A 24,849-nucleotide genomic window follows, 5' to 3' on the forward strand; every position below is an offset into this window, starting at 1 on the left:
CTATGCCCGGAGCCAGGCGGGGTAGCGGAGATGCCGCCGTCCCACCTCGACGAACAATGGGTCACGCCTGGCGCCCCAGACCGCGAGCCCGTGCCCCACGATCCAGAACACGGCCCCGACCAGCCACAAGCGCAGACCCAGCGAGATCGCCGCCCCAAGCGTGCCGTTGGCAATCGCCAGCGTCCGTGGCGCGCCCCCCAGCAGGATCGGATCGGTCAGGGAGCGATGCACCGGGACATGAAAGCCCGGCACTGCGTCGTCGTCATATCCCGCCATCAGATCAGCGCCCCACCCGAGAAGGAGAAGAACGACAGGAAGAACGAGCTGGCCGCAAAAGCGATGGACAGGCCGAACACGATCTGGATCAGGCGGCGGAAGCCGCCGGATGTTTCGCCAAAGGCCAGAGTCAGGCCGGTCACGGTGATGATGATCACCGACACGATGCGCGCCACCGGCCCCTGCACGGATTCCAGAATCTGGTTGAGCGGTTCCTCCCACGGCATGTCCGATCCGGACGCCAAGGCCGAGGAGCACCATGCGATGGACAGCAGCACGGCGGAAAAGACAGGCGCGTGCCGACGCACGCGAAACAGCGTGATGTTCATTGGAAATCTCCATCGGTATCGATTGAATGAATGCGATAGGCGCCTGTGGCGGGGTCGAGCCCGTCCACGGTGGCGAGTTCGGACAACCGGCGCTGTGTGCCTCGCCCCGACAGGACAGCGATCACGTCGATCGTCTCGGCGATCAGCGCGCGGGGCACGGTGACGACGATTTCCTGGATCAACTGCTCCATGCGATGCAACGCGCCGATGGCGGTGCCGGCGTGGAGCGTACCGATGCCGCCAGGATGGCCCGTGCCCCATGCCTTGAGCAAGTCCAGTGCCTCTGGGCCGCGCACTTCCCCAATCGGAATACGGTCGGGGCGCAGGCGCAGGGCCGAGCGCACCAGTTCGGACAGTGTGACGATGCCATCACGGGTGCGGAGCGATACGAGGTTGGGTGCCGCGCATTGCAGTTCGCGCGTATCCTCGATCAGCACGACCCGGTCGTCGGTTTTTGCGATCTCGGCCAGCAAGGCATTGACCAGAGTGGTCTTGCCCGTACTGGTCCCGCCTGCGACTAGGATGTTTTTCCTCTCTGCAACAGCGCGACGGAGATAGTGCGCGTGCCCTTCCGTCATGATCCCGGAAGCGACATAACCGTCGAGGGTAAAGACGGCGACAGCGGGCTTCCGGATAGCGAAACTCGGGGCCGTCACGACGGGTGGCAACAGCCCTTCGAAGCGCTCGCCGGTCGGCAGTTCGGCCGATACGCGGGGTGCTGCTTCATGCACCTCCGCCCCGACATGGTGGGCCACCAGGCGCACGATGCGCTCGGCATCGGCCGGTGTGATAGTTTCGCCCGTATCGGACAGGCCCTCGGAAAGCCGGTCGATCCACAACCGGCCGTCCGGGTTAAGCATGACCTCGACGACGGAAGGATCGGCAAGGTGCCCCGCGATCGCCAGTCCCATCGCCGTGCGCAGCATCGAGATGCCGCGTGCCTGACTTTCCGAATTATGATGCGAAACCGCCATCTGACCCCCGCTCGAACGGGACCGGAACAGATGGTCCCCACACGGGGATGATTAAAAGAGGGCCATTTCGGCTCGATTCAACAACTATTGCGGACCGTGCGGCCATCGCGTGGAAACGGCGGTAATCGGCGGGATTGACAAATCCTTTTGGCAGCCCCACGCAATCTGACGATTACTGGGGGTCTTCCCCACGATTACGCCGCGTGTCGATGTCCCGCGACAGTTCCCTGAGAAAGCGATCTCCCGTCGCCAGTTTTCGCCCGAGCGATTGCAGGAAACCCTCGAACCGCTCGACGCCTTTCGCCCTGGCCGATGCCTGGGCACTGTCAGGCAGCGGTGGGGTGACGGTCAGCCAGAAACGGATGAACAGTGCCAGCGTCTCGCCCATAATGGCGACGTCTTCGTCCATCCCGGTGATCTGGCGGTCCATCCTGTCCATACGACGGGCGAACACCGCCTCCAGCCGCTCCGAGGCATCAGCCGAAAGGAAGGAGGCGACGGCCGCCTCAATCACCGCCGACTTCGAGACGTTGCGCCGTAACGCCAGCGCTTCGACCTGCTTCAGAAGCTCCGGCTCGAAATACACATTCATGCGGGTCTTGCTCGGCATGGGCATCCTCACAGATCAAGGCCGTCGGCCGGGTCCATCGTCGCCTGACGCGCAACGGAGCGGGCCTCCTGGCGTATAGTGCGCGCTCTGGCGGCGGCGACATCCGGCTCGTCGTCGAGCACGTCGAACTCCTGCATACCCGGACGCTCGGGCGGCACGACGTCCTCATGCTCTGGCAATTCCGGTTCGCGGCGAATGCCGGCATTGGCTGAATCGCCATCAGTGCTCGTGCCGCCATCGGGTGCCGGCCCTCCCGGTGAGGCGACTGTTCCCAGCTCTGACCAGTCATCGGACGGAGGCGCGGACGGGCGTTGCGTTCCGCTAGCCGGGGGCGGCAGGACACGCTCCATGAACCGCGCATCCTCGTAATAGCGCGCCTTCTTCGCGCGAACGGGGGCGACGCCCGCGACCAGCAGCAGTTCATCGGTTGGTGGAAGCTGCATCACCTCGCCAGGCGTCAGCAGCGGTCGTGCCGTCTCCTGTCGCGACACCATGAGATGCCCGAGCCAGGGCGATAGCCGGTGACCGGCATAATTAGTGGAATCACGCATTTCTGTCGCGGTGCCGAGCGCGTCCGACACCCGCCGGGCGGTGCGCTCATCGTTGGTGGCAAACGCGACGCGGACATGACAGTTGTCGAGAATACTGTTGTTCGCGCCGTAGGCTTTTTCGATCTGGTTGAGACTCTGCGCGATCAGGAAGGATTTGATCCCATACCCCGCCATGAAGGCCAGCGCACTCTCGAAGAAATCCAGCCGACCGAGGGCGGGAAACTCATCGAGCATCAGCAGCAACCGGTGCCGATGGACGGAGACATGCAGATCCTCCGTCAACCGCCGGCCGATCTGGTTCAGGATCAGGCGGATCAGCGGCTTGGTGCGGGCAATGTCGGATGGAGGCACAACGAGATAGAGGCTCGCGGACTGGCGGCCCGACACGAGATCCGCGATGCGCCAGTCGCACCGTGCCGTCACCTTGGCCACCACGGGGTCGCGATAGAGGCCGAGGAACGACATGGCGGTAGACAATACGCCCGACCGTTCGTTGTCGCTCTTGTTCAGCAGTTCCCATGCCGACGAGGCAATGACGGGATGCACGCCCGCCTTGCCGAGATGCGGCGTGGACATCATCGCACGCAGCGTCGCCTCCACTGGCCGTTTCGGGTCTGACAGAAAATTGGCGACACCAGCCAGCGTCTTGTCCGGCTCGGCGTAGAGGACATGCAGGATCGCACCGACCAGCAGGGAGTGCGAAGTCTTTTCCCAATGGTTGCGCCGGTCCAAAGCACCTTCGGGGTCGACGAGGATATCGGCGATGTTCTGGACGTCGCGCACCTCCCTGTCACCACGCCGGACCTCCAGCAGCGGGTTGTAGGGCGAGGATGCCGGATCGGTCGGGTCGAACAGCAGCACGCGCCCGTGCCGGGCACGAAATCCGGCGGTCAGCCCCCAGTTCTCGCCCTTGATGTCATGGACGATGGCCGAGCCCGGCCAAGTCAGTAGCGTGGGTACGACAAGGCCAACGCCTTTACCCGAGCGGGTCGGCGCAAAGCACAGGACATGCTCAGGACCGTTATGCCGAAGATAGTCCAGATCCCACCGGCCCAGCACCACGCCGTCGGGATCAAGCAGCCCAGCCTGCTTCACCTCGACAGCATCCGCCCAACGGGCAGAGCCATACGTGGCGACGTTGCGGGCCTCCCGTGCCCGAAGGATCGACAGGCCAATGGCGACGACGCAGCCGATAATTCCACCGGACGAGGCGATGTACCCGCCCGTCACGAAGATCGACGGCGCATAGGCGTCGTAGAACTACCACCACCAGAAGAAGGCCGGCGGATCGTAGAACGGCCAGCCCGCCACCGTGAACCAGGGAGCGCCAAGCTGGGGCTGAAAGCCGAGACGCCAGGCCGTCCATTCCGTGGCACTCCAGATGGCGACGAAGACGATCAACAGAACAAGGGCGACCTGCCCCCACAGGACACGGCTTCCGGACATCGGGGCTCCAATCGGCTTGGGGAATGAAACCGATCAGAGAAGGGGCGACCAAGCGGCAGGCAATATATAATGAGTCGCGATCGTACCGCCGGATACCATGGCGTAGAAAAAGGACGGTCAGTGCCGGGTTGCGCGGGCGTCGATCACGGCCTGCTCGAGAATCTTCCGGTAACCGATTTTCGTCATCCACTGTGCACGGACAAGATGGCTTTCCCAACAGATGCGCGTGCGCTCTCCATCAGCCGGGTCGCGGTGCAGCACGATCCGCGCCACCTCCGTCCAGTCGGCCCGATCCGCCTCGGCGTCGAGCAGGCGGAGATAGGTGATGAAATGCACTTCGTCATAGGTCGTGATCGTCGGCACGGTCGGTGCCAGATCATCGACATCGGGGTCCAGTTCGGGTCTTGCTGTCATCCGACAGCCCTCCAGCAGGATTGCAGTCAACCATATCCTAAAATGGGATAATCCTAAATCAGGATTATCGGAACGGCTCCCCTGCCCGTCGGAGAGCTGTTCCGCGTGAAGAAATCCCTGCGCACACCCCGGCAGCTTTTGCTGCAATCGCTCCTTACGGAAGCGCGCAAGACCGGAGGTATGACGCAGGCGGAACTGGCGGCCGCACTCGGCAAACCGCAATCCTTCGTCGCCAAATACGAGAATGGCGAGCGACGAATCGATGTCATTGAATTCGCTGACATAACAGCCGCCCTTGGCGTTTCCGGCGCCGATCTTCTCGTTCGTCTCGCACCTGGCGCAGAAAAGCCCCCGCCAGAGGGCGAGGATACCACGGTCCAGGACGAATAGGAACGATCATTCCTGGAACGATCGTTCCGACACGGGTCTCGATGACGGCATGGACCTCAAGGAGGTCATGGCGGTCAACCTGCGTCGGATGCGTCATGACAGGGACATGACGCAAGAAGAGCTGGCCGATCGCGCCGGCCTGAGCACCCGCTATGTCGGGGCGATCGAACGCGCGGACGTGTCGGCAAGCGTTACGATCCTGGGAAAGATTGCAGAGGCACTGGACGTGGAACCGGGCGCGTTATTGCAAGCTGTCCCGGCCAGTCCGCGCTGACCGGCTGAGGGGAAAAGACACCCTCATCCCTTCCACGCGGTGCTGTCCTTTACGATGACGGCGAACATATCCGCAAGTTCGGCCAGGGCGACGCGACGCACGGTTTCGGCAGCGATCGTTCCACCCAGCGGATCAGCGACATCACGTGCGGCAATGGCGTCCGCCACAAGGGTCACGCGCAGGCCGTATTCCTCCGCCGCCGCGCGGACGGTGGTGGATACGCAGACACCAACCGTATCACCAGCGATGATGACCTCGTTCCGACCCGTCTCCTTGATCCGATCCGCCAGCCCGGTGCCGATAAACGCATTGGCGTGAGTCTTGAACAGAACCGTCTCCCCTTCACGCGGCGTCACCTGGGGCAGGAAATCACGATACGGACCATCGCTGGCAAAGGCGGGAGCGCCTGGTCCGGCGTCATGGGCGATATGGATGACCGGCACGCCCTTGCACCGCGCGAGATCTAGCAGCCGTCCGGCCTCATCTGCCGCCACATCGACATTGGCGAGCGGTACTCGCCCGTCGCGATATTCGCGCTGGATGTCGATCAGGATCAGTACCGACTGATCAAGCGGCGACGGGTTGTCATCGAGCCCATATATCTCGCGGAAAGTTTCTAGGGTCATTGGGATTTTCCTCCTGGTAACAGGCTATTTTGACAGCGCCGACGCTTCATAAACGCGCGCCGCCCGTTTCGTGATGTCCCGGTATCTTGACTAGCAACGATGATGACATGGTTTGACCCCGCATGGTCAAACCATCCAGGCGACTCATATGTGTGGCGAGATCCAGAAGATTACGCAGCGCGGGGCTGCGGTTCTGAGGCGACCAGACAGCGCTGAACCGGGCGTGTTCCTTTTCGTCGTCGATCGGACGGAAGACGACGCCGGGGAATGGCACATGGCTCCCTGCCTCATGGGTCAGCGTGATCCCCTCCCCTGCGGCAACCATGTGCATCAACGTGTCCCGTCCGACATCGCGCCGCTGGAGGCGCGGCGATCGCCCATGCTCGGCCACGCGCCGGACGATATGTTCAAAAACCTGCGGCCCGGCGCCACCCTGCCGGACGAGAAAGGTCTCCGCGAGGAGGTCAGCCCAAGCAAGGGATTCCAAAGTCGCAAGCGGATGCGCGGAAGGAAGAGCGATCACCAGCGCCTCGTTCCAGAGATGCCTACTATGGCAATCCGGCACATCGGCAACATTGACGATGAAAGCCACGTCGAGTTTGCCCTCGCGGATCATGGCAAGGGTATGTGATGACGGTCCTTCGATGATGCTCTGCTCGATTGCCGGGTGGGCTGCGCGATAGCGCCTGCGCAAATCGGCGAGAAATCCTGTCGCGATCGAACCGTGCAGTCCAATCGCGAGGCGCCCGACCATGCCGTCGGCAATCGCGCCTGCCGTCCTGACAGCATGGTCGATCTGCTCGATACCAGCCGAAACCTCCGCAACGAAGCGGCGCCCGGCCTCAGTCAGCCGGACCCCGCGATGACGCCGCTCAAACAGGGTAAGACCCAACGTCTCTTCCAGCGCCTTGATTCGGGTGCTGACGCTCGATTGAGCAACACCGAGTGCATTTGCGGCGTGATGGAAGTTCAGATGCTCGGCAAGCACCAGCATCTGGACAAGTGGAATCAACGATATCCTGCCGCCTGCAACTCCTTTGATCTCCGGAACGTGCCGCGTTCGACGCATGTCACAACGACCTCCTTGGAAATCAGATCTATTTATTCAAATCCAGCTACAGGATGCGGCAAGTAATCCCTTTCCAATGCCGCAACCTCGTCACTGCTCAGCATGATCTCCAAGGCAGCTATAGCATCGTCGAGATGAGGTGATTTAGAAGCACCAACGATTGGAGCTGAGACCTCGGACTTGGCCAGAACCCAAGCAAGCGACACCTGTGCCATCGGTATGCTACGCGCAGCAGCGACACGTTCGACGGCGCTGATTACTGCGTTATCTGCCTCTTCCGTCGCGGCGAAAAGCGTCTGGCCGAAAGCATCGCTTTCGCTCCGCTTCGTCTGCTCGCCAACGGGGCGGGCCAACCGCCCACGCGCCAAGGGACTCCACGGCAGGATTCCCACGCCCTGATCCGCGCACAGCGGAATCATTTCGCGTTCTTCTTCCCGATAGAGCAAATTAAGATAATTCTGCATGGTGACGAAGCGCGTCCATCCGTTGAGGCGCGCCGTCTCCTGCGCTTTAGCGAATTGCCATGCGAACATTGATGAAGCACCGATATATCGGGCCTTGCCGGCCTTTACGACATCATGAAGCGCCTCCATCGTCTCTTCGATCGGCGTTCCATAATCCCAACGGTGGATCTGATAGAGATCGACATAATCGGTTCCAAGGCGCGTCAGGCTGGCATCAATCTCAGTCATGATCGCTTTGCGCGAGAGACCCTTGCGATTAGGAGCAGCATTCCCTTCCAGCATCTGTTCAGGAAAAAAGACCTTTGTGGCGATAACTACTTCGTCTCGACGGGTATATTCCTTAAGGAGCTTACCAACGATCACTTCAGAGGTGCCGGCTGAGTAGCTATTCGCAGTATCGAAAAAATTGATCCCACACTCGACTGCTCGCCTGATAATCTGCCGACTATCAGCTTCGCCAATCGTCCAATTATGAACGCCGGCACCCGGTTCTCCGAAAGTCATACACCCCAAGCAGAGACGCGAAATATCAAGGCCAGTGGAGCCGAGCTTTGAGAACAACATTTACCTTTTCCTTCTTTTATTCATCCTCATAGACAAGGCTGTAACTCTGACCTTTTCGCTCAATGCGTCCAAAACCACGTTCGCGAAGATGCATTCCAGCAATCAGCAACCGTTCAGAACTCACGAGGTCAAGCAGTCGTGTCCGTGTCTCAGCTGCGAGAATTGGGTCCAGGTCGAAAGCGATCGACACATCCGGACGTGGAATCTGAATCTCTGGGAAATGAACGATGTCTCCCCAGATCAGAAGATTTCGACCGCCGGATTCAAGGCGATAGCCAGTATGCCCCGCCGTATGTCCCGGAAGCGGCGCAGCCGTCAGGCCGGGGGACACCTCGCCTCCTTCAAAAAGACGTAACCTATCTCGATAATTCTCGAATATTTGACGCGCCATGAGAAAATTCCCACGCGCCCGCTCGCTTGCGCGGCTCAGATTGCCGTCATCCTGCCAGAACTCGATTTCTCGCTTATGGACGACCAGCTCGGCATTCGGAAAGACGGCCTCCCCGTTTTTATCCAAAAGCCCAGCAACATGATCTGGATGAGCATGGGTCAGCAGAATCGTGTCGACCCCGGAAGGCTGCACTCCGGCCTGTGGAAGATTGGATGCCAAAAGGCCTCCCCACTGCTTGAAACCACCAGCCCCAGCGTCAATCAGGACCGTGCGACCACCCCCGCGTACCAGATAGCAGTTTATATGAATGGCGGAGGTGTCCTTCACCCCCGCTTCCTCTTCCATCCGCGCAGCATCCGGGGGATCGATATTCGAGAGGAGATCCAGGCTGGCGCTCAGATTGCCATCGCTGATCGCCGTGATCGTGAAATCTCCGACTTTCTGGAAGGGGAATTGTGTAGCCGACATTGTTCTCTCCTGAGTTCTCCGCCTGGCAGTCATTCAGTTGCGGGCGTGAATGTTTTCGGTCGGATATCCAAAGCAGCGAATACGGGCGGAAAGGTCCGTATTGCGCTTTATGCTGTCACCGATTTCCTCCATGAACTTTTCCATGACAGAAGCTGTTCGAAACACTTCCAGCCGAAATTGAATTTCGGCAAAAACCGGATGTCCACGACCGTGCCGGACGGCGACGTAGATGATATGCACCTTGTCCAATGCTGCCCCAAGGAGGTCCGTGCAAAGCGCTGTGCATTCCTGAGTGAGCGTCGTAAGTGTCTCTTCCGACGGCATCTTTTCCTGCGATATAAAAAGCGTAACGTTAGGCATCGCTGGCCTGCCGAGGCTTTCTGGAAACAGTATCTTCGGAATTGACCAACTGTGCGGTCATCGGCTCATAGAGATGAATATCCGTCGGCAGAGCCTCGAACGTCTGGGAGCGCTTCAACCTGGCGAGCCATCGATATTCTGGGAATTTTTCCAACGCGACCGCGTGCAGTTCGTTGAAGGCTAAGCCCAAGCGGATCAAGGATTCCGGGCCTTTCTCGCTCATCGCCAGAACCTCGTCAGGCCCGACGGAGGAAGCGCGATCAAGACCAGCGTAAAGATTGCGATGCCAGTCGGTAATGTGGGGCTGCCACCGCGCGAAATTGCCACCGCCCTTCTGACGATACTCTTCACTTGTCAGGACATCGAGGCCGTCAACCGAGTGCATGGCAAGATAGACAGGGCAACCTTCGCGCAACGCCTTGAAACGCTGGGACGTATGAAAGCCGCTGACCGAAACCAAAGCCGGCAACTTGTCCAAGCTGTAGAAGTCGTTCCATTCCGCTTCGCTGCGCGGATCGGCAAAACTGCATTCCACCGTGTAGATCATCTGACGTCCCTTGACCGGAACCGTTAACATGGCCTGACCACATCTCTGGTTGATTGTTTGTCATGGTAATCGGACAATCTCAGCACATATATCGATATTGGATCATCCTTCAGTGACCTAATGTCACGGCGGGATTGACCAAAGAAATGAGTCGGGAACCGCTCATGCGCCGCAAGATACCAAGTAACTCCGCGCTCATGGCCTTCGAATCTGCCGCTCGTCATGGCAGTTTTGCCCGTGCAGCGGATGAACTAGCCCTGACCGAAGGAGCGATCAGCCGTCAGATCGCCCGGCTCGAGGCCTTCCTCGACGTCATACTATTCGAGCGCATCGGAAATCGTGTTCGGCTTTTACCGAACGGAGAGCGCTATGCCGCTCAAGTTCGCGAGACACTCGACCGCTTGGAACGAGACAGTCAGGTGCTGATGGGGCAACCCAGCGATGGCGCGAGCCTCGATATCGCCACCATCCCGACTTTCGCAACGCGGTGGCTCATTCCTCGATTGGGACGGTTTCAAGAACTACATCCAAACGTCACGGTACATCTCGCAGAGCGGATGGAACCCTTTGTCCTTGCCGGCAGCGGTTTCGACGCCGCGATCCATTTCGACCATCCGGCCTGGACGGGAATGCGGACACACCACCTGCTGAATGAAGTGCTGGTGCCCGTTTGCCATCCCACGCTTTTGGACAGGGATGGGGCGACGACACTGGATGATTTGCCGCGCCTGCATCGACGGCAAAACCCGGACGCCTGGCAACGATATGCACGGGAAACCGGGATCACACTGACGAACCCCGCGATCGGTGCTCGTTACGATTTACATATAATGCTGATCGAGGCTGCATTGGCCGGCCTTGGCGTTGCACTCGTGCCGCGCCTCTATGTCGAGAGAGAACTGACGGACGGTCGTCTGATCGCGCCTTGGCCTGAGGGAAATTTGGTTTCCAAGACATTCTGTCTCATCCTGCCAGAACCGATCAGATTAAGTGGTGGTTCAACTCAGATTTTTGCGAATTGGCTTATTAAAGAGGCACAATCGTCAAATCCAAATTTAAATACCCCCGGCTGAATCCGTTACAATTCAAGCCCTTTAGTTCGCCCCAACTGCCACGATACCGATCCGCCCTGCACTACGCCCATCACTTCCTGCCCAAGTCGACGCTCGATCACAGGCCGCCACGGGACCAGCGTGAACTCATGGGACTTCTCGACGATGGCGAATTTCCCGCTCGATAGCTGAGCGGTGCCGGTGAACATCCCACTAACCGTCTCGCCGTCAGCGACCGCCCGAAACGGCACGGATTTCGCAGCCGCCAGTTCCTCCCCCACACGGGCGACCTCCCGCTCCTGAAGCGTGGCGATCAGGTTACGCCGATAGCTGACACGTCCATCCGGTCGCTGGGTCGCGTCCCCCTGCCCGATCAACCTCTCCCGCCGCTGTTCCATCGCCTTGCGCACCTGTTCCCCGAAACCGGCGGGCACCAGATCGGACACCGCACCTCCGACCAGCCGCCGGTCGAGCCAGGTCGCGCCATCCGCGCCGATCTGCCTGTCGAGGTCGAACGACGACAGGACACGAATATTGGCCCTGCCGCCCCTCCCCGCATCGTGGGCAGCAGCACGGGTGGCGAAATCCTCGGGAATACGCCACTGGTCGGCGTCGATCCGCTCGACGATACCGGCCCGGCGCAGGGCCTCCAGCCGCCGGACATGGGAGGCGACAAAACCATCATAATCGCCGCCCGGCACGCGCCCCTCGAACCGGGCCTGTTCCAGATGATGGCTCGGCCGATAAATACCTCCCTCGGCCATGCCGGCAATCGCGCGATCGGAGGGACGCCCGACGCTATCAGGCGGGCCAATCTCGACGATGCTACCCATCCGTGCCTCCGCGACGCGGACCGGGTCGATGCCGGCGACATGATGCGTGCGGCCATCAATCCCATCGACCACCAGCGTCAGTTCCTCGCCCAGTTCGTCGGACAGATGCTTGTCGATGACGCGACCGACGATCGGCGTCGCAGGTGCCGCATCATGGATCGTAAAGCTCATCGGGTCGCGCTCGGCACCCCCCGCCAGGAGTGCCTTCTGCATCGTGCGGATGATGTCGCCGCGCTCACCCATCTCCCGCAGCGTCGGCTCCAGCCGCTCGCTCAGTTCCCACACGCCCGGCGCATGTTCCATGGCAAGGCCCATATCGCCTAGCTTGCCAAGACGGCGCAGGCGGAGCGTCCGGTCCGCCTGGCCGCGCGGATCATCAGGCTCGTGGCGCAAATCGAGAGACCGGTCCTCGGCCTCCGCGAGCATCGCCCGGTCGAGGCGGGTAAAACGATCCTGGTCGATTTCGGCGACCAGCTTGCGGCGCTGCTCGATCTCGGTGACAGGACCGAGTTCCAAGGTCACCAGTTCGCTTGCCCGTTCGCGGATGCCGTTGGCGAGATAGTCGCCGTTGATGACCAGATCCTCGCCCAACTCGGCACGTCCGTTGACGACGACATGCACATGCGGGTGGCCGGTATTGTGATGGTTGACGGCAACCCAATCGAGCTTCGTGCCGAGATCGGCTTCAACCTGCGCCATCAAGTCGCGGGTGTAGCCCGTCAGGTCGGCGAGATTCCCGGCATCCTCGGGCGAAACGATGAAGCGGAACTGATGGCGGTCGTCACGGCCACGATCAAGAAAGGCGTCACCATCGGCGCGGTCTTCCGTCCCCGAATAGAGCCGTCCCCGCTCGCCATCGCGGGCAGTGCCGTCGCGCTGGATGTAGCGGAGATGGGCAGCGGCCTTGCCATTCCGCCCGGCGGCACGGACGGAGCGGGATTTGACGATGACACGACGGCTCCCCGGCCGACGATGGCTCCAGCCATTCGAGAGGTTCCGGGCGCGCACGAACGTCGCCCCGCGTCCACGCCGCACACCACGCCCGGACGCGATGCTTCCCTCCCCTTTCGGTGCATGTCCGGGACCACCGCGTCGGAGACGTCCGCTCCCACCGCTCGCCGCCTGCTGCTGGCGCGTAACCGTCCGCACCTTGGTCAGGAAACTCCTGGCACGACCGACCTTCGGCGTGTCGGCGCGGATACGGCCCAGCCTCGGGCGGAAGCGGTTGTCGTCGCCCGCGCTCATGGCCGCCGATCCATCCGAAACTGCCACAAACAGACGGGAGTGCCGCGAAAAACAGGGCGGAAACTGACTTCGCCGCCTGTCGCGGCACCATACCCCCTCAAAGGGGGTGCCACCCAAAACAATGTGCAGACAAGGGCTTGCCCTGCGGATCGGACCCATGGGGTGCCGTCCGCTTTAATCTTGCGCTCCCTCTTCTGCCCGTTTTTTGCCTCCCTGCCCCCTGCCCTGCACACTGCAATCATGGCTGCGCTCCCATGCTGCCACCCACTACGAACAGCCCATCCGATCGCGGCATGATCCCCGACATATCGTGCGCCGATGCCGCCTCACCACTTCGATCCGACGGCACGATGAAGAGCGGCGCGCGGGGCCAGACAAACCGATTGACCGCCGCGATCACGACGGGAGCATCGCCGCCATCTCCGATGAACGGCGCAACGGCAGCGACATAAGCGCGCGTTTCCAATGGCAATGGACGCCCTGCCAGAGACGCCTCATAGCGATCGGGACCGGCGTTATAGGCGGCGAGAAAACCCGGCGAACCGTAACGGTCATGCAGTTCGCGGAGATAGGCCGCGCCCGCCAGAATGTTGTCGCGCGGATCGTAGGGATCACGGCCGAGATGATAGCGGACGCGCAGATCGGCCCATGTGCCGGGCATGATCTGCATTAGTCCCATCGCGCCCGCTGATGAAACGGCCCTCGGATCGCCTGCACTCTCGGCCCCCATGACGGCCCTGATCCACGTCGCCGGAATGTCGAAACGCCGCGCAGCCTCAGCGATCTCGGCGGCATACGGGACGTCGAATGTCTGCGCCGATACAGCAACTGGCGACATGGACACAAGACATCCCGCTGCCAGCAGACACACGATCCGGGCTTGCTTCCACATGACGTCAGTCCCGCACATCGCGCCTTTGGGGACGGCTCCAGTGCAGCGACCAGACAGCGCCGCTGTTGCCGTCACGGAACAGATTGGCGCGCAACGGCTGCGGCAGGAGCGGATCGTCGATCAGCAGGGCAACGTAATCGCCGGCACGCTCGCCCGTGCGTTTCCAGCCTGCCCCGATCTCCGGACCATCCTCGTCATCACGATGGATGCGATAATCCGGGGCGCTGTCGGAGTCCGATTTCTCGGCCTGCACGATGACGATCTCATGGGAACCGAGGAAGGTCTGGATGCGCCCGGCAAAGCCGGTCTTCTCGCGCGTGAAGCTACCGATCTGCGGCATGGGAAGTCTCCATAGCGATGTTGCGAAGGCGCGGCATCGGCCTGTCAGCGAACAGGCCGTGCCAGACGAAATGGCGGTCGCCGCGCGCGTCGGTGTAGAGCGGTGTCGCCCGGCCGATCACGGCCGTGCGCGGGAGTAGGCCGAAATAGCGGCCGTCCAGACTGTCGCGAACGGACGGGTTCATGAGGAAAATCTGATCCGGTGCGATGCGGCGGCAGCCCTGCCAGACCGGCAACACGCGCCCGCGCCGATCGCGGTCCTGCGCCTCGCCGAGCTTTACACCATCAACCGTGACGGTGCGCCCGACGCGGCAAACCTGTTGCCCCGGCTGCGCTGCCACGGGCTTCAGCAGCGGCACACCACGCCCGATATAGCCGCGCCGAACCATGAAATCGGCCAGCGGCTTCGGTGGCCTGACGGCAACCAGATCACCGACCTTTAGCCCGTTGGGCGCTGCAAGGTCGTAGAGGCCGAGCGGCGTACTGGCGGAGGCGTTCCAGAGCAGCTTCACCGGCACGGGGACGATGGCAGCGACGGCCACGCCCATCGCGGCAAAATACGTCGCCATGACATAGCCGAAGCGGGTCATGGCACGATCTCCTGCCGTCTGAGCCAGGCCCGATGACGCGCCATGGTGTAGGGGCGTGGCTGCTCATTAGCGTTCAGCCGGTTGCCAACATGCCGCCAGTGATCAGGCGAAACCGCGCAGGCATCGATGCCGGCCTCTTCCACCGCGTCGATATGGCGGAGCACCTGTTCGACCTTCGGCCAGCCCGCGACCCTCAGCAGGATTTCACCGCCGGGCCGGATAAAGGGCACGGTCTGGCAGGGTTCGCCCGGTGCCACGGCGCGCGGGATGTCGATGCGCGATGCGATCGTGCCGAAATCATTGGCCGCCCATCGGACGAAAGCGAAAACGCTGCCAGGCCGGAAGGAGAAGACACGGCGGCGTCGGTCGAGGATCTGTTCCTGAGCCTCATGGCCGAACCTGATCCAGTTCTCGACACGCTTTTCGATGTGGGTCAGTTCGACATGGGTCAAGGCGTCGTGTGCGAACGGCAGGGCGTGGCCCCGCGCACGGGACGTTGTGGCACTCGTCATGGCCCGTCTCCAGGCATGGGAGAAAGACCACACGCGTGCGGATCGCCCGGCCTGTCGGCGGCACCGGCACCACGGCCGGCAACCGACCGCCCCAACATCAAAAAGTTAGAGTCTAAGTTAGACTCTAAGTTAAGAGCGCGATTCAGCGTTTCAGGCCAAAGACTTAACTGGGGTTCGTGCGCCTGAAATCCCGATAGTGATGCGCCCGAAGTCCCGATAGTCCCTGCGCCCGAAATCCCGTGTCCGTCCACACCGTCATCCACAGGCACTGTGGATAAGTTGATGGGACGAATATGTAGCAGTTTCCTCCGACCTTCGCGCCGGATTGTGAGGCGATAACCGGGAAGCGACTGGCGGCCAACAATGCGCCGCAGGTCGAGTGCGAAATCTGAGACACGCGCCAGGCTGCCAGATTTCTCGTGAAGATGCGGTATCTCGAACAGCCAGCCCTGCGGCTGATGCCCGGCATGTTTGCGGGCGACGCGGTAGAGCCAGCGTTCGATACCCCCGGTCAGACGAAAATAGGCCGGGTCGATGGTCAGAACCAATGAACGGTCGATGACACCGCGATAGAACCAGTCCGGCAGAACGCACTCCATGCCCTCGACACGACCGTCGCGGGTGGTCCGTTCCTCCCATTCATTGATCCAGGAGAACTGGTGCCGGCGCCAGTGCTCACCATTACGGATGGTGGTACGGATCACGGTCGATTGCAGCCGGGCGAACGCGGCCTTGAGCAGCCGATAGTCCCGTGCGCCCGTGGCACGGCCAACAGCCCTCAAAAGCTGATACGGAGTGAAGCGCAGAAAGCGGGAGGTTCTGAGACCACCATTCTCGGCCTCGACGATCTGTGAAGCAGCCCAGATCAGCACGTCGGCATCCCAGATGGTTGCCATGCCGTGCTCGGCCAGGCCATGAATCTCGACCCGCTGGCCACCGGCCTCGTAGAGGATCGGGGCAACGCGCTTTGCCTTGGAAAGCGAGAAGAACGGGCGCTCCATCAGATCGCACTGGTCGCGGGGGCTGGCATCGCCTCCCGCGATCACGAAGGGAGCAAGGCGCAGCCGCTCGCTCTCCCGCCCGTGCTGGCCGCGCTGCGGCATGACGCCGGCCATTCAGAGGGTCGCCTTTTCGGCCGGGGTCAGCGGACGTGCCGGGAAGACACGGCAGGGTGTCTCATCGGTCGTGGATCGGCGGACACCGTTCTCCGTCCATCCCTGGAGGTCGTCGAGGGTATAAACGATGCGGCCGCCAATCTTGCGATAGGTCGGGCCGGTGCCGTAGGTGCGATGCTTTTCCAGTGTACGGATGGAAATGCCAAGGAAGCGCGCCGCATCGGGCGTGCGCAGGAAACGGGGCGGCAACCCCGTCTTGGGATCGAGCATGATCGGGCCTCCGGTTGGGTTCGGCGGCTGTCGGTGACAACAGCGGGCCATGGCGAACCGTGGCGGAGGATCGGCGGTCTGGAGAGTGCCGGAATCAGGTGGGATTGATTCCGGTCCCCCAATAGGGGACTATATATCGAAAGGGCATACTGAGATTAAAAACAGTCGGAAACTAAAATTATTCGGATAAATGCAATGACTTTCACTATTTATTCATGGCCAGATATCTCCTCCAAATACTATGGAGGCACAATTATTCTTGGAAACGGGTCTAGCGTTGCCGTGTCACCATGCTTTGGTTATAGCTCGTTATTAGAAAATGCTCAGGAAAAATACTTACTTACAGAAGATGTATATCGTCTATTCAATTTTTTTCTACCTCCGACTTCGAACTGATTTTGCGACTAGTATGGCAAGCATCGAACATTAACAATGCGCTCTCCATACCAGATAACCGCACACACAACGCCTATTTGAATGTTCGAGAATCTCTGATTAAAGCAGTTCGTGATGTACACCCCGAATACATAACGATAATAAACCAACTGCCATCGATGTATAAATTTCTTAAAAGTTTCAATACTGTATTTTCTCTTAATTACGATCTTTTAGTTTATTGGACAATTACTTATGGTTTCAACATTGATGATGGACACAGATTTAAAGACTGTTTTTTAAATGGTGGATTATTTCATGATGATTGGAAAAAATTTTATGAACCATATAATTACCACGAGAGAAGCAACACCTTAGTATTTTACCCTCATGGCAACTTGGCCTTATGTCGAAATTTGATCGAACAGGAAATAAAAATACACGCCAGTGACAGATCTCTACTTGAGTCAATACTAAATAAGTGGAGGACTGAGCAGTATGTGCCTTTATTTGTTAGTGAGGGCACCATGGAACAGAAAATAACTTCTATTCAAAGCAGCTATTATCTTTCCACGGTGTATCGAGAAATACTAACGTCGCCTCGTTCTACACTGACAATTTACGGCTGGGGGATAGGAAATCACGATAGGCATTTGCTTAAGCGTATGCAAGGATGCGGAATTCAACGAGTAGCTGTATCAGTATTCAATAAAGATCAATCCTATTGCAACTATGCTTATCATGTAATACAAGAAGAAATAGGCCCTGTTGGTGTGGATTTTTTTGATAGCAATAGCCCAGAGTGTTGGATAAATTCCTCCCCAGAATCAGGACAACACTGGTAAATACGTGCACTTACTCGTTTTTCTATACCCTTAAATTTTAATTACCTGAGGATATAATACCATGAATTTAGGAAAGCTTCGTCAGTCTGTACAACGATATCAATTCTCGATAAGACTGGATCAGCTTGAAAGATCTTTTGTTGCCGCCAGCAATCCTTTCCGTGCGGAAGTCAAAAACGTTCAGGACGAACACAACGTCATTCAGGCAGAAGTGGATGCAGGTATCTCAAGTTGGGAAGTCCCCGACGAAGAGGGCTTTCCTCCCTATGATCGTGGTGAATATCTCGCTGAAAGACGACAAGATGCAGAAGATAGCCTGCTTATTCTTCGGAAGGCTTTCTCTACATTGATTTATCATCAATGGGAGCGCTCGGCTCAGACTTGGATCTCACCGGCATTATCCCGCCCCAACCATGACGATATTGTGTCTTCATTGAAATCGAACAATATCACAATTGATGAAACCGGCCTTGATAAGCTTAGATGCCTAGCAAATGTAATAAAACACAACAGTAAACAATTTGGACCAAAATTATATTCTCTATGTCCAACTTTATTTAAGGCAAAATTCAATCCGCACGCAAACAATCCACATACCGGCCTCCCATACAATTCACTGGACTGGGAAGAAAATATCTTTCTAAACGATAAGGATGTTGAATCATTCTTCGCAACACTCAGAGCATCTTCAGTTTAAGATCATTTTTTTATTTTAGATATTCATAGGAACTAAATTAAAATGATTTTTTGGGAATAAAACCTTCGGAAAGCCTATTAATCGGCTTCAGTCGCATGAAACAGTATGTGAGTTGTCAGCATGCTGACAGCCGAATTGGATAACGCAATAGGTCACGATAACCTCCTCGAATATAATGCCGACCATCGGCAACAAGGCGACGGACCTGGTTCTTGCGGGGGTCACTCTCCCAAGCGGCTTTCCTGCCTTCAAACCCAAGCAACACCTCTGCGAGCTTGCGATAACTCGCGCCAGCAGCCCGACCATCAAACGCCCGGAGCATCAGGATATGCCGGTCCCGCGTCTGCTGCGGGAAATCATGCGCCCACCTGCCCTCAGGCCGACCGACCAGCGCGCGCCATAAACGCAGCACGGCCTCCGCGCGAAGCTCCAGCAACTTATCGAGCGGCAGGATCACGACATAGGTGGCGCGTCCATTCGCTGGACTTGTCGGGAGCCAGAACTGATGTGCCGACGCTCTGGACGGCCAAAAACCGTACCACGCATCACCGTCATCCAGTCGCGCGACGAGGTCTGATAATTCCGCGAGATTGATCGGCATGACGGCCGGATCATCCGCATTCGCCAGAGCCTCACGCAGTTCGATCACGTCAGGCGAGAGTTCCGGTATCCAGAAAACAGGCGTATGGCCGGCAGGCTGCGCCGGATCGACAGGGAAATCGCAAACCCCATCGTTTGGAAAAGGCTTTGCTGTCCCCTGGCTTCGGAGCCGCAAGCGTTTTCGTTCGCTGGAACGCGCGACGATATTCGTCGTCACGTCTAAGATATTCCCAGGCCATGCCGGCGGCTGCAATGTCTTTTGCGTGTTCGTAAGCGGCCGGCGACTGCCAATCTGATATCGGCATCGCGTTACCCTTCCTTTTGCGCCTGCTTCTGGCAGCAGCACAATCAGGATGCGCAATGGGAAGATTTTGTGGAGACTGTGTTTGGAGATACTTCGATCTCGTAACACGATCGCACGATCGCTATATCGTTCTTCGCGTCTGCCAGAATATTCCGCGAGCCGGGCATGCGCCCGGCGAGTGGCGCTTATTTTCATCTTCCCGTCGCCGATCCGCGAAGTCGGATTGGCGCAAATTTGTGCGGACAGACAGGCCAAGGAAACGGGCACCGCAGAACCGAATTGTCGGCCCTGCGGCGTTCACTCCCTACGCCGCCATTTTCTTCGCCGCGTGCCAGGCCAGGCGCCGGGTTGCCGTTGCCGCGTGGTCTGCGTCCAGTTCCATCCCCAGCCAGTCCCGCCCGAGATGCTGCGCCGCCACCAATGACGAACCCGAACCACAAAACGGGTCCAGCACCAGACCGCCTACCGGGCAGAAGGTTTCCACCAAGGGCAAGAGCGCCGCCACCGGCTTTTGCGTCGGATGCAGTTTATTGCCCGAATACGGCATGTCGATCACATCCGGCACCGGCTGTCCGGGCCGCCTCACGCTCCCTTTTGCCAGAAGGTAGGCGCTTTCATGCTCGTAGCGCAGAAAACCAGAAGATGACGCATAGGATTTGCGGAAGACGATATGCCCGACCATGCGGAACCCGACCGCCTTCCAGGCTTCGGCAAACAGGTCGATCTTGTTCCACCCGTAGAAACTGACGGCAAGACCGCCCCATTTCAGAACACGATGCATCTGGTTAACCGCAGGACGAAGCCAGCGTGCATTATCGTCATTGCGGACCTTCCGCCCGTCACGCCCCTGATAGTTCACCAGGTAAGGCGGATCAGTCAGGATGAAATCCACCGTATTGCGCGGCATTGTCCGCATCAATTCCACGCTGTCGCCATTGAGAATGGTATTGCGGAAATCGGTCGCCGTGTTGGTGTTGCCGGTCATGGTCTTTGCCCTTTGTTCAGCGAGGAACAGCCCCCGCTGTTCCTCTGCCTCGCGGCGAGCAGCGGGGTAGCAACGGCAAGGGCGACCGATGAGGAGGGGTATCTCCAGATCTGCACGAAGCGTAGCGCAGGAAGATCGGGGACACCCCATCGGGCGGCGTCAGCGCGCTGACGCACACCCTTGCCGGCGCGAGGGCGGAGCCATTAGCTTTTTCTTCTTTTAGCTAACTTTCGTTTAGCGATCGGGATTACCGGCAAGAATAGGCCACTTCATCACCCTATCAGTAAGTATTGAGCGGGATCAGCTAATCAAGAAAAGGTCAAGCCATACCCTCTCCCCCATCTGGCGAGAAATGACCATCCGTTCAGCCTGGAAAACAATAATTTTAATATCTGTCATTCAAAAAAGATATAGGCGCCACAGTTCCCAATTATGCTCCGATATGACGGAACCAACTAGACGAATCACGGTTTAGCGGCGAGGATATCCAAGTGGGAGGATATCATGGCTACAGCGCCTCGCGGGATTCATTTCCTGACCATTGACGCACTGCTTGCCGACCTCATCGGAGGGCGAGTGGTAGCGCTCGGCGAAGGCGAGGAATTTGCGCTGGTGTCAGATGATGCACGCGCGGTTCTCGATTGGTACCGACGCAATCGCGGCAGGTGGCAGTCAAATCTCTCGGCCAACGATACCGATGCGATCATTGACACAATCGGCACGCCGCCGCCGACCATCGAGGCGGAGCCCGAAGCTGGCAATGCCCACGCGGTTAAGCTGCTGCAGCTGGTGAAGGTCGAGGCGCACCGCTTCGCGGGGTTACATGCTTATGGTCGGCCAAATGCCCCGCCTGCTTCGTTCATATTCGAGCCTCGCAAGCCCGTTTCGCTGATCGAGGGCGTGAATGGCTCCGGCAAAACCTCGATTGCCAACGCTATCGTCTGGTGTCTGACCGGCCATCTCATCCGATCACAGCGCCCGCCCGAGGAGGGCCCCCTGGACTTCGCCTGCGAGATCACACGCGATGACGGCAGGACCACCACGCATGCGATGTCGGCGGTTACGCCGTTACCCCCGAAATCTGCGGAACTGCCACCCGATGGCGAGCCGATCCCAGCCGACAGCTGGGTAGAGCTAACCTTTGCTGATGCAACCGGCACTCTTCTACCGCCGCTCCGGCGCAAGCAGGGTCGAACGACACGTGGCAAAATCACCGAGACCAAACCTGACCTGGATGCCATCGACATTGATCCAATCGCCTGGCGCATTGCAACGACGATGCCGGCATTACTCCCATTTCTCTCCGTCGGCTCGACATCCCAGCTCGGCGAAGCAGTAGCACGACTGACCGGGCTTGCCGACTTGGTGGATCTGGCCCGGCACGCCGAGAAAATGGCGCTACGGATTAGGAAAACAACAATACCCGAAATCGAGAAGCAGCAACTCGATATCGCTAGACGCTATCAGCAGGCGGTCGACGACCTAGCCACAGTCGTCATCGAGACGCCGACAATAGCCTTCGAGGGCGCAGCCCCCGCCGTAGACGAGGAGAATTCAGCGGAGCAGATCGTAGCAATCACGAGTCATTTTATTGGCTTGAAAGCCAAAGCATTGAGCGAAGCACAAGAGGTACTCGGATATGGTTTCGATCCCGAAAACAAGCAGTTGCGCGACAATCTGGAAGGAAGTATCGCCCCGGCAATCGAACGATTAAGAACGGCTGTAGAACTACCGTCGATCGCGCGCCTCGCCGCCTTGAAGATGGCTGCCGCCGACGTCGCTGCCATCGTCGCCTTGATGACCCAGGTAGAAACAGAAGCCGCCACCCTTGCGCAACTGGCCGCTGATCCCGATCGCGCTCGCCGTGTTCAACTTTACGCCAAAGTATCGACGTGGATGCACGACCATTCTCATGTCGATGATGGCACCTGTCCAGTGTGCGTCGGCAAGCTGTATGGCGCGTGCGATCCAGTCACCGGCTCACCGATTGTCGATCACCTTGCCGAAGCGGCACGCGACCGCGAGGTGATCGCACAGACGATTGCCGAGTGGTCAACACACTGGATCGGGCGCCTATTGCAGGAGCTTCCGCCCGCCATTGCAAAGGAGGCACGCGATGACTTGCCACCGAACCCGACCACTCTGCTCCGGGCTGGGCTGGTAGACGAACTCTTCGCAAGTGAGCCGTTCCGGGGCACGCTATTCGCGCTTCAGGCCGATGCCGTAACTCTGATCGACGAACGCCTTGCCAGACTTCCCAAATTCACAGAACCTGCTGCCCGGCCGTTGCCCGCTGCTTTGACGACACAGACATCTCGGCTCCAGCAGATGATCGCCCGGGTCGATCGCGCGTTAGCGTTTGCCGAATGGCGCAAAGATGCAGCCACAGCGGTCAACGCATTCCTACGTTCGATTCGGCGCGGTGACGACGACCATCCCGATGCGTTCCGTGCGATCGGACAGCGGCTAGTGTCGCTGCTCCGAATAGTCGAAGGTGTTGCCCCGCTCAACGCGGCGATCGAGCAGGTTCGACGCATGGGGGCAGCACGCGGGGATCATGTCGCGAAGAAAGAGCGCATTTTGGCATGCGGGCGCGCCGTGGCAGCACTTGATCTTCTTGTTCCACTCGGCAGTCTAGCCCAGATGCAGGTCGATACGCTGCGGCGGAAACTACACAATCGATCCGAGTATTGGCGCAGCTTGATTTATCGCAATGCGACGACCTTCGCGCCCGACCTTACCGGCACCGACATGAACGCACGTGGTGTACTGGAGCTGAAAGTCGGCCGAGAGGGCGTGACCGCGCCGGCACAACATGTATCCAACGCTTCGGCCTTGCGCGGCGCGCTGTTCGGCTTCTTTCTCGCATTCCGTGAGCATGTGCTCGCAACGCGCGGTGGCCTGTCGCTGCTAGTATTGGACGACCCACAAGAACTCCTCGACCACGACAACCGCCAGCGGCTCGCACGCGGGCTTGCCGCCGTCGCTGCGGCGGGAGCCCAGCTCTTCGTTACCACCCATGATCGTCGATTTGCCCGGTCGCTGGTAGCAGAGAACCGTAGCACCGACCGCGTCCAGCATCTGTCGCTCCATGCGGTGAATTTCGTCCATCCGACGCTGAGCCTTTCGCCGACCATTGAGGAAGTCGATCGGCGTCGCCAGGCGTTCATCGCCAAACCCGATTCGACGATCGACGCGCAGAACTATGCGTCGGACCTGCGCGTATTCATCGAAGGTCGGCTCAGCGATTTGTTCGATGACCTCGCTGAACCGGCGCATGCAGCCTCGACGCAGGTGCTGACGCTGTTCTCGTTGCTAGACAAGCTGCGCGCACTGATCGCCAACGGTGGCGGCGAGTTATTTACTAATCCTGTTCTTAAGCGTTTCGTCGATGATCCAGGGTTCGCCGAGGGCGCATCCCCCCGCCGCGTGCTCAACACATCCCATCACGACAAGACGTCGCTCACCTACATGGATGTGAAGGAGGTCGAGACCGCTTTCGGCCGTCTTCGCACCGCCGTCGAGAAGGTGCATGAGCAATTCCGCCTGCACCGCTGGCGCGAGCCCCTCGCGTCACCCAACGCGGTCGATACCAACATTGTGCAGTTGCCCATCATGACGCGACCAACTTTTTCCGTGCCAGTATACCCGGATATCGCAGCATTTGCCGGCTCTATACCGACCGAAGGTTCACAGGATACGGCTGCCGAACACGTCGATGGCAGTTGGTTCGAGAGCAAGGCACTATTCTATGTGAGTGGTGAAACTTTGGGCTTCGCGATCCCGTCCGGTGCAGTCGCCATCGTCGATGCCGAACCCTATCCCGGCCGCGACCGCAACCTTGTGATTGCCCGGCATCAAGGCAATGTGCTGGCACGCCGGCTACTGAAGGCACCGGGCTCCCTTGGCATTTCACTCTCGGCGCAGATGCCCGATCCACGGGTCCCGCGCCCGACGATGACCTATGACGAAAGCAAGGTTCGCTTGTATCGCATCGTCGGTGCGATCTTCACTGATATGCCACCCCCGCTTACCGGTCGCGGCGAAGCAACCCCAATCGACACGGCTCCGGAACTCGCCGGAATCGAGGTCGCTTATCGTGTCCGCGAGGACAGCGCCGTACCATTAGCGCTGCCAGGGCAAGTCATTCTGGGTGGGACCGAGTTGAGGCCGAATGATCTCGACGCATTGGAAGGCAAGCTTGTCGCGGTAACGCTTGATGATGGTTCCAGCATCTTCAAGCGCGTCGGCACGCGCCTCTGCGGCAGTCTCAGCCATCTCCGCCAATTTGAAACGATTGGCGGTCTTGGCTCTTCAATCGTTATCGCCACAGAAGCAGTGGACGGAGGGACCAACACACCTACGATGGTCGCGGCTCGTCGGGTCTGGGCGGTGCTCTACGAATAGCCTTGAAATGTGATGTTCGTTTAGCAGGGCAAATC

27 protein-coding genes and 1 pseudogene are annotated in these 24,849 nt (G+C 59.2%); 6 read left to right on the forward strand and 22 right to left on the reverse strand.

Annotated elements, in window-relative coordinates:
• From ABHV46_RS02150 to ABHV46_RS02180, 7 genes are all read right to left on the reverse strand, one after another.
• Positions 1–276, reverse strand: a complete 276-nt coding sequence (locus tag ABHV46_RS02150; protein WP_438382525.1) for a VirB3 family type IV secretion system protein — start codon at positions 274–276, stop codon at positions 1–3.
• Entirely contained in the window at positions 276–605 is a 330-nt protein-coding gene (locus ABHV46_RS02155; protein WP_202208365.1) for a TrbC/VirB2 family protein, read from the reverse strand. Before ABHV46_RS02155 ends, ABHV46_RS02150 begins: the two co-directional genes overlap by 1 nt.
• Positions 602–1,579: a P-type conjugative transfer ATPase TrbB gene (gene trbB, locus ABHV46_RS02160; protein ID WP_438382526.1), complete on the reverse strand. Its 978-nt coding sequence runs from the start codon at positions 1,577–1,579 to the stop codon at positions 602–604. Before trbB ends, ABHV46_RS02155 begins: the two co-directional genes overlap by 4 nt.
• 172 nt (positions 1,580–1,751) lie before the next feature.
• Entirely contained in the window at positions 1,752–2,195 is a 444-nt protein-coding gene (locus tag ABHV46_RS02165; protein WP_438382527.1) for a CopG family transcriptional regulator, read from the reverse strand.
• A 2-nt stretch (positions 2,196–2,197) separates the two neighbouring features.
• Positions 2,198–3,976, reverse strand: coding sequence for a conjugal transfer protein TraG (locus ABHV46_RS02170; RefSeq protein ID WP_438384168.1), 1,779 nt, complete (start codon positions 3,974–3,976; stop codon positions 2,198–2,200).
• A gap of 24 nt (positions 3,977–4,000) precedes the next feature.
• Positions 4,001–4,186 (reverse strand): hypothetical protein, encoded by a 186-nt coding sequence (locus ABHV46_RS02175; protein ID WP_438382528.1) that lies wholly within the window; start codon positions 4,184–4,186, stop codon positions 4,001–4,003.
• 117 nt (positions 4,187–4,303) lie between these two features.
• Positions 4,304–4,600 (reverse strand): DUF2285 domain-containing protein, encoded by a 297-nt coding sequence (locus ABHV46_RS02180; RefSeq protein ID WP_166116269.1) that lies wholly within the window; start codon positions 4,598–4,600, stop codon positions 4,304–4,306.
• Positions 4,601–4,705: 105 nt separating this feature from the next.
• Here ABHV46_RS02180 and ABHV46_RS02185 point away from each other — a divergent pair, with 105 nt between their 5' ends.
• Together ABHV46_RS02185 and ABHV46_RS02190 are read left to right on the forward strand one after the other, a co-directional pair.
• Positions 4,706–4,990 carry a helix-turn-helix domain-containing protein gene (locus tag ABHV46_RS02185; RefSeq protein ID WP_438382529.1) on the forward strand — a complete coding sequence of 95 codons (285 nt, stop codon included), beginning with the start codon at positions 4,706–4,708 and terminating at the stop codon, positions 4,988–4,990.
• A gap of 49 nt (positions 4,991–5,039) precedes the next feature.
• Positions 5,040–5,264 carry a helix-turn-helix domain-containing protein gene (locus tag ABHV46_RS02190; protein WP_114729607.1) on the forward strand — a complete coding sequence of 75 codons (225 nt, stop codon included), beginning with the start codon at positions 5,040–5,042 and terminating at the stop codon, positions 5,262–5,264.
• A 23-nt stretch (positions 5,265–5,287) separates the two neighbouring features.
• Here ABHV46_RS02190 and ABHV46_RS02195 read toward each other — a convergent pair whose 3' ends face one another.
• The 6 genes from ABHV46_RS02195 to ABHV46_RS02220 form a co-directional block, all read right to left on the reverse strand.
• Complete coding sequence (locus ABHV46_RS02195; RefSeq protein WP_438382530.1) at positions 5,288–5,890, reverse strand: isochorismatase family protein; 603 nt, start codon at positions 5,888–5,890, stop codon at positions 5,288–5,290.
• A 46-nt stretch (positions 5,891–5,936) separates the two neighbouring features.
• A complete protein-coding gene (locus tag ABHV46_RS02200) occupies positions 5,937–6,902 on the reverse strand; it encodes a LysR substrate-binding domain-containing protein (protein WP_438382531.1) in 966 nt (321 codons plus the stop codon).
• 89 nt (positions 6,903–6,991) lie between these two features.
• On the reverse strand, positions 6,992–7,987 hold the full coding sequence (locus ABHV46_RS02205; RefSeq protein WP_438382532.1) for an aldo/keto reductase: 996 nt from the start codon (positions 7,985–7,987) through the stop codon (positions 6,992–6,994).
• A gap of 16 nt (positions 7,988–8,003) precedes the next feature.
• Positions 8,004–8,846: an MBL fold metallo-hydrolase gene (locus ABHV46_RS02210; RefSeq protein WP_438382533.1), complete on the reverse strand. Its 843-nt coding sequence runs from the start codon at positions 8,844–8,846 to the stop codon at positions 8,004–8,006.
• A 33-nt stretch (positions 8,847–8,879) separates the two neighbouring features.
• Positions 8,880–9,170 (reverse strand): hypothetical protein, encoded by a 291-nt coding sequence (locus tag ABHV46_RS02215; RefSeq protein ID WP_231948159.1) that lies wholly within the window; start codon positions 9,168–9,170, stop codon positions 8,880–8,882.
• Between the two features lie 28 nt (positions 9,171–9,198).
• Positions 9,199–9,753 (reverse strand): sugar ABC transporter, encoded by a 555-nt coding sequence (locus ABHV46_RS02220; protein WP_438382534.1) that lies wholly within the window; start codon positions 9,751–9,753, stop codon positions 9,199–9,201.
• 164 nt (positions 9,754–9,917) lie between these two features.
• Here ABHV46_RS02220 and ABHV46_RS02225 point away from each other — a divergent pair, with 164 nt between their 5' ends.
• Positions 9,918–10,826 carry a LysR substrate-binding domain-containing protein gene (locus ABHV46_RS02225; RefSeq protein WP_438382535.1) on the forward strand — a complete coding sequence of 303 codons (909 nt, stop codon included), beginning with the start codon at positions 9,918–9,920 and terminating at the stop codon, positions 10,824–10,826.
• Between the two features lie 5 nt (positions 10,827–10,831).
• On the opposite strand, the gene ABHV46_RS02230 is transcribed toward ABHV46_RS02225, so the two are convergent.
• From ABHV46_RS02230 to ABHV46_RS02260, 7 genes are all read right to left on the reverse strand, one after another.
• Positions 10,832–13,042, reverse strand: a complete 2,211-nt coding sequence (locus ABHV46_RS02230; protein WP_438382536.1) for a relaxase/mobilization nuclease domain-containing protein — start codon at positions 13,040–13,042, stop codon at positions 10,832–10,834.
• Positions 13,043–13,121: 79 nt separating this feature from the next.
• Positions 13,122–13,775 (reverse strand): lytic transglycosylase domain-containing protein, encoded by a 654-nt coding sequence (locus ABHV46_RS02235; RefSeq protein WP_438382537.1) that lies wholly within the window; start codon positions 13,773–13,775, stop codon positions 13,122–13,124.
• Positions 13,776–13,779: 4 nt separating this feature from the next.
• Positions 13,780–14,115 carry a DUF736 domain-containing protein gene (locus ABHV46_RS02240; protein WP_438382538.1) on the reverse strand — a complete coding sequence of 112 codons (336 nt, stop codon included), beginning with the start codon at positions 14,113–14,115 and terminating at the stop codon, positions 13,780–13,782.
• Entirely contained in the window at positions 14,099–14,704 is a 606-nt protein-coding gene (locus ABHV46_RS02245; protein ID WP_438382539.1) for a S26 family signal peptidase, read from the reverse strand. Before ABHV46_RS02245 ends, ABHV46_RS02240 begins: the two co-directional genes overlap by 17 nt.
• The gene (locus ABHV46_RS02250; protein WP_438382540.1) at positions 14,701–15,216 is read right to left on the reverse strand and encodes a DUF2840 domain-containing protein; all 516 of its coding nucleotides are present in this window, start codon (positions 15,214–15,216) and stop codon (positions 14,701–14,703) included. Before ABHV46_RS02250 ends, ABHV46_RS02245 begins: the two co-directional genes overlap by 4 nt.
• Entirely contained in the window at positions 15,213–16,331 is a 1,119-nt protein-coding gene (locus ABHV46_RS02255; protein WP_438382541.1) for a replication initiator protein A, read from the reverse strand. The genes ABHV46_RS02250 and ABHV46_RS02255 overlap by 4 nt, the downstream gene beginning before the upstream one ends.
• Positions 16,332–16,601: a helix-turn-helix transcriptional regulator gene (locus tag ABHV46_RS02260; protein WP_025828231.1), complete on the reverse strand. Its 270-nt coding sequence runs from the start codon at positions 16,599–16,601 to the stop codon at positions 16,332–16,334. It abuts the gene before it with no gap.
• Positions 16,602–16,796: 195 nt separating this feature from the next.
• Between ABHV46_RS02260 and ABHV46_RS02265 the strand changes: the two are divergent.
• Together ABHV46_RS02265 and ABHV46_RS02270 are read left to right on the forward strand one after the other, a co-directional pair.
• Positions 16,797–17,821 (forward strand): annotated as a pseudogene (locus ABHV46_RS02265) (DUF4917 family protein).
• A gap of 61 nt (positions 17,822–17,882) precedes the next feature.
• Positions 17,883–18,518 carry a hypothetical protein gene (locus ABHV46_RS02270; protein ID WP_438382542.1) on the forward strand — a complete coding sequence of 212 codons (636 nt, stop codon included), beginning with the start codon at positions 17,883–17,885 and terminating at the stop codon, positions 18,516–18,518.
• A 115-nt stretch (positions 18,519–18,633) separates the two neighbouring features.
• Here the strand turns inward: ABHV46_RS02270 and ABHV46_RS02275 are convergent, their stop codons facing one another.
• Positions 18,634–19,677: a DUF2285 domain-containing protein gene (locus ABHV46_RS02275; protein ID WP_438382543.1), complete on the reverse strand. Its 1,044-nt coding sequence runs from the start codon at positions 19,675–19,677 to the stop codon at positions 18,634–18,636.
• Positions 19,678–19,726: 49 nt separating this feature from the next.
• On the reverse strand, positions 19,727–20,407 hold the full coding sequence (locus tag ABHV46_RS02280) for a DNA methyltransferase (RefSeq protein WP_061471217.1): 681 nt from the start codon (positions 20,405–20,407) through the stop codon (positions 19,727–19,729).
• Between the two features lie 504 nt (positions 20,408–20,911).
• Here ABHV46_RS02280 and ABHV46_RS02285 point away from each other — a divergent pair.
• Positions 20,912–24,814, forward strand: a complete 3,903-nt coding sequence (locus ABHV46_RS02285) for an AAA family ATPase (protein WP_438382544.1) — start codon at positions 20,912–20,914, stop codon at positions 24,812–24,814.
• Positions 24,815–24,849: the final 35 nt, after the last annotated feature.

The sequence above is a fragment of the Asaia sp. BMEF1 genome (assembly GCF_051628905.1).
Lineage (GTDB): Bacteria > Pseudomonadota > Alphaproteobacteria > Acetobacterales > Acetobacteraceae > Asaia.

Coding starts and splice junctions, on each gene's coding strand:
- ABHV46_RS02180 (WP_166116269.1), bottom strand. CDS start 4,600: ATGACAGCAAGACCCGAACTGGACCCCGATGTCGATGATCTGGCACCG.
- ABHV46_RS02240 (WP_438382538.1), bottom strand. CDS start 14,115: ATGCCGCAGATCGGTAGCTTCACGCGCGAGAAGACCGGCTTTGCCGGG.
- ABHV46_RS02195 (WP_438382530.1), bottom strand. CDS start 5,890: ATGACCCTAGAAACTTTCCGCGAGATATATGGGCTCGATGACAACCCG.
- ABHV46_RS02220 (WP_438382534.1), bottom strand. CDS start 9,753: ATGATCTACACGGTGGAATGCAGTTTTGCCGATCCGCGCAGCGAAGCG.
- ABHV46_RS02260 (WP_025828231.1), bottom strand. CDS start 16,601: ATGCTCGATCCCAAGACGGGGTTGCCGCCCCGTTTCCTGCGCACGCCC.
- ABHV46_RS02215 (WP_231948159.1), bottom strand. CDS start 9,170: ATGCCGTCGGAAGAGACACTTACGACGCTCACTCAGGAATGCACAGCG.
- trbB (WP_438382526.1), bottom strand. CDS start 1,579: ATGGCGGTTTCGCATCATAATTCGGAAAGTCAGGCACGCGGCATCTCG.
- ABHV46_RS02285 (WP_438382544.1), top strand. CDS start 20,912: ATGGCTACAGCGCCTCGCGGGATTCATTTCCTGACCATTGACGCACTG.
- ABHV46_RS02250 (WP_438382540.1), bottom strand. CDS start 15,216: ATGACGAGTGCCACAACGTCCCGTGCGCGGGGCCACGCCCTGCCGTTC.
- ABHV46_RS02255 (WP_438382541.1), bottom strand. CDS start 16,331: ATGGCCGGCGTCATGCCGCAGCGCGGCCAGCACGGGCGGGAGAGCGAG.
- ABHV46_RS02210 (WP_438382533.1), bottom strand. CDS start 8,846: ATGTCGGCTACACAATTCCCCTTCCAGAAAGTCGGAGATTTCACGATC.
- ABHV46_RS02190 (WP_114729607.1), top strand. CDS start 5,040: ATGGACCTCAAGGAGGTCATGGCGGTCAACCTGCGTCGGATGCGTCAT.
- ABHV46_RS02245 (WP_438382539.1), bottom strand. CDS start 14,704: ATGACCCGCTTCGGCTATGTCATGGCGACGTATTTTGCCGCGATGGGC.
- ABHV46_RS02150 (WP_438382525.1), bottom strand. CDS start 276: ATGGCGGGATATGACGACGACGCAGTGCCGGGCTTTCATGTCCCGGTG.
- ABHV46_RS02230 (WP_438382536.1), bottom strand. CDS start 13,042: ATGGGTCCGATCCGCAGGGCAAGCCCTTGTCTGCACATTGTTTTGGGT.
- ABHV46_RS02155 (WP_202208365.1), bottom strand. CDS start 605: ATGAACATCACGCTGTTTCGCGTGCGTCGGCACGCGCCTGTCTTTTCC.
- ABHV46_RS02165 (WP_438382527.1), bottom strand. CDS start 2,195: ATGCCCATGCCGAGCAAGACCCGCATGAATGTGTATTTCGAGCCGGAG.
- ABHV46_RS02280 (WP_061471217.1), bottom strand. CDS start 20,407: ATGACCGGCAACACCAACACGGCGACCGATTTCCGCAATACCATTCTC.
- ABHV46_RS02270 (WP_438382542.1), top strand. CDS start 17,883: ATGAATTTAGGAAAGCTTCGTCAGTCTGTACAACGATATCAATTCTCG.
- ABHV46_RS02235 (WP_438382537.1), bottom strand. CDS start 13,775: ATGTGGAAGCAAGCCCGGATCGTGTGTCTGCTGGCAGCGGGATGTCTT.
- ABHV46_RS02225 (WP_438382535.1), top strand. CDS start 9,918: ATGCGCCGCAAGATACCAAGTAACTCCGCGCTCATGGCCTTCGAATCT.
- ABHV46_RS02205 (WP_438382532.1), bottom strand. CDS start 7,987: ATGTTGTTCTCAAAGCTCGGCTCCACTGGCCTTGATATTTCGCGTCTC.
- ABHV46_RS02175 (WP_438382528.1), bottom strand. CDS start 4,186: ATGTCCGGAAGCCGTGTCCTGTGGGGGCAGGTCGCCCTTGTTCTGTTG.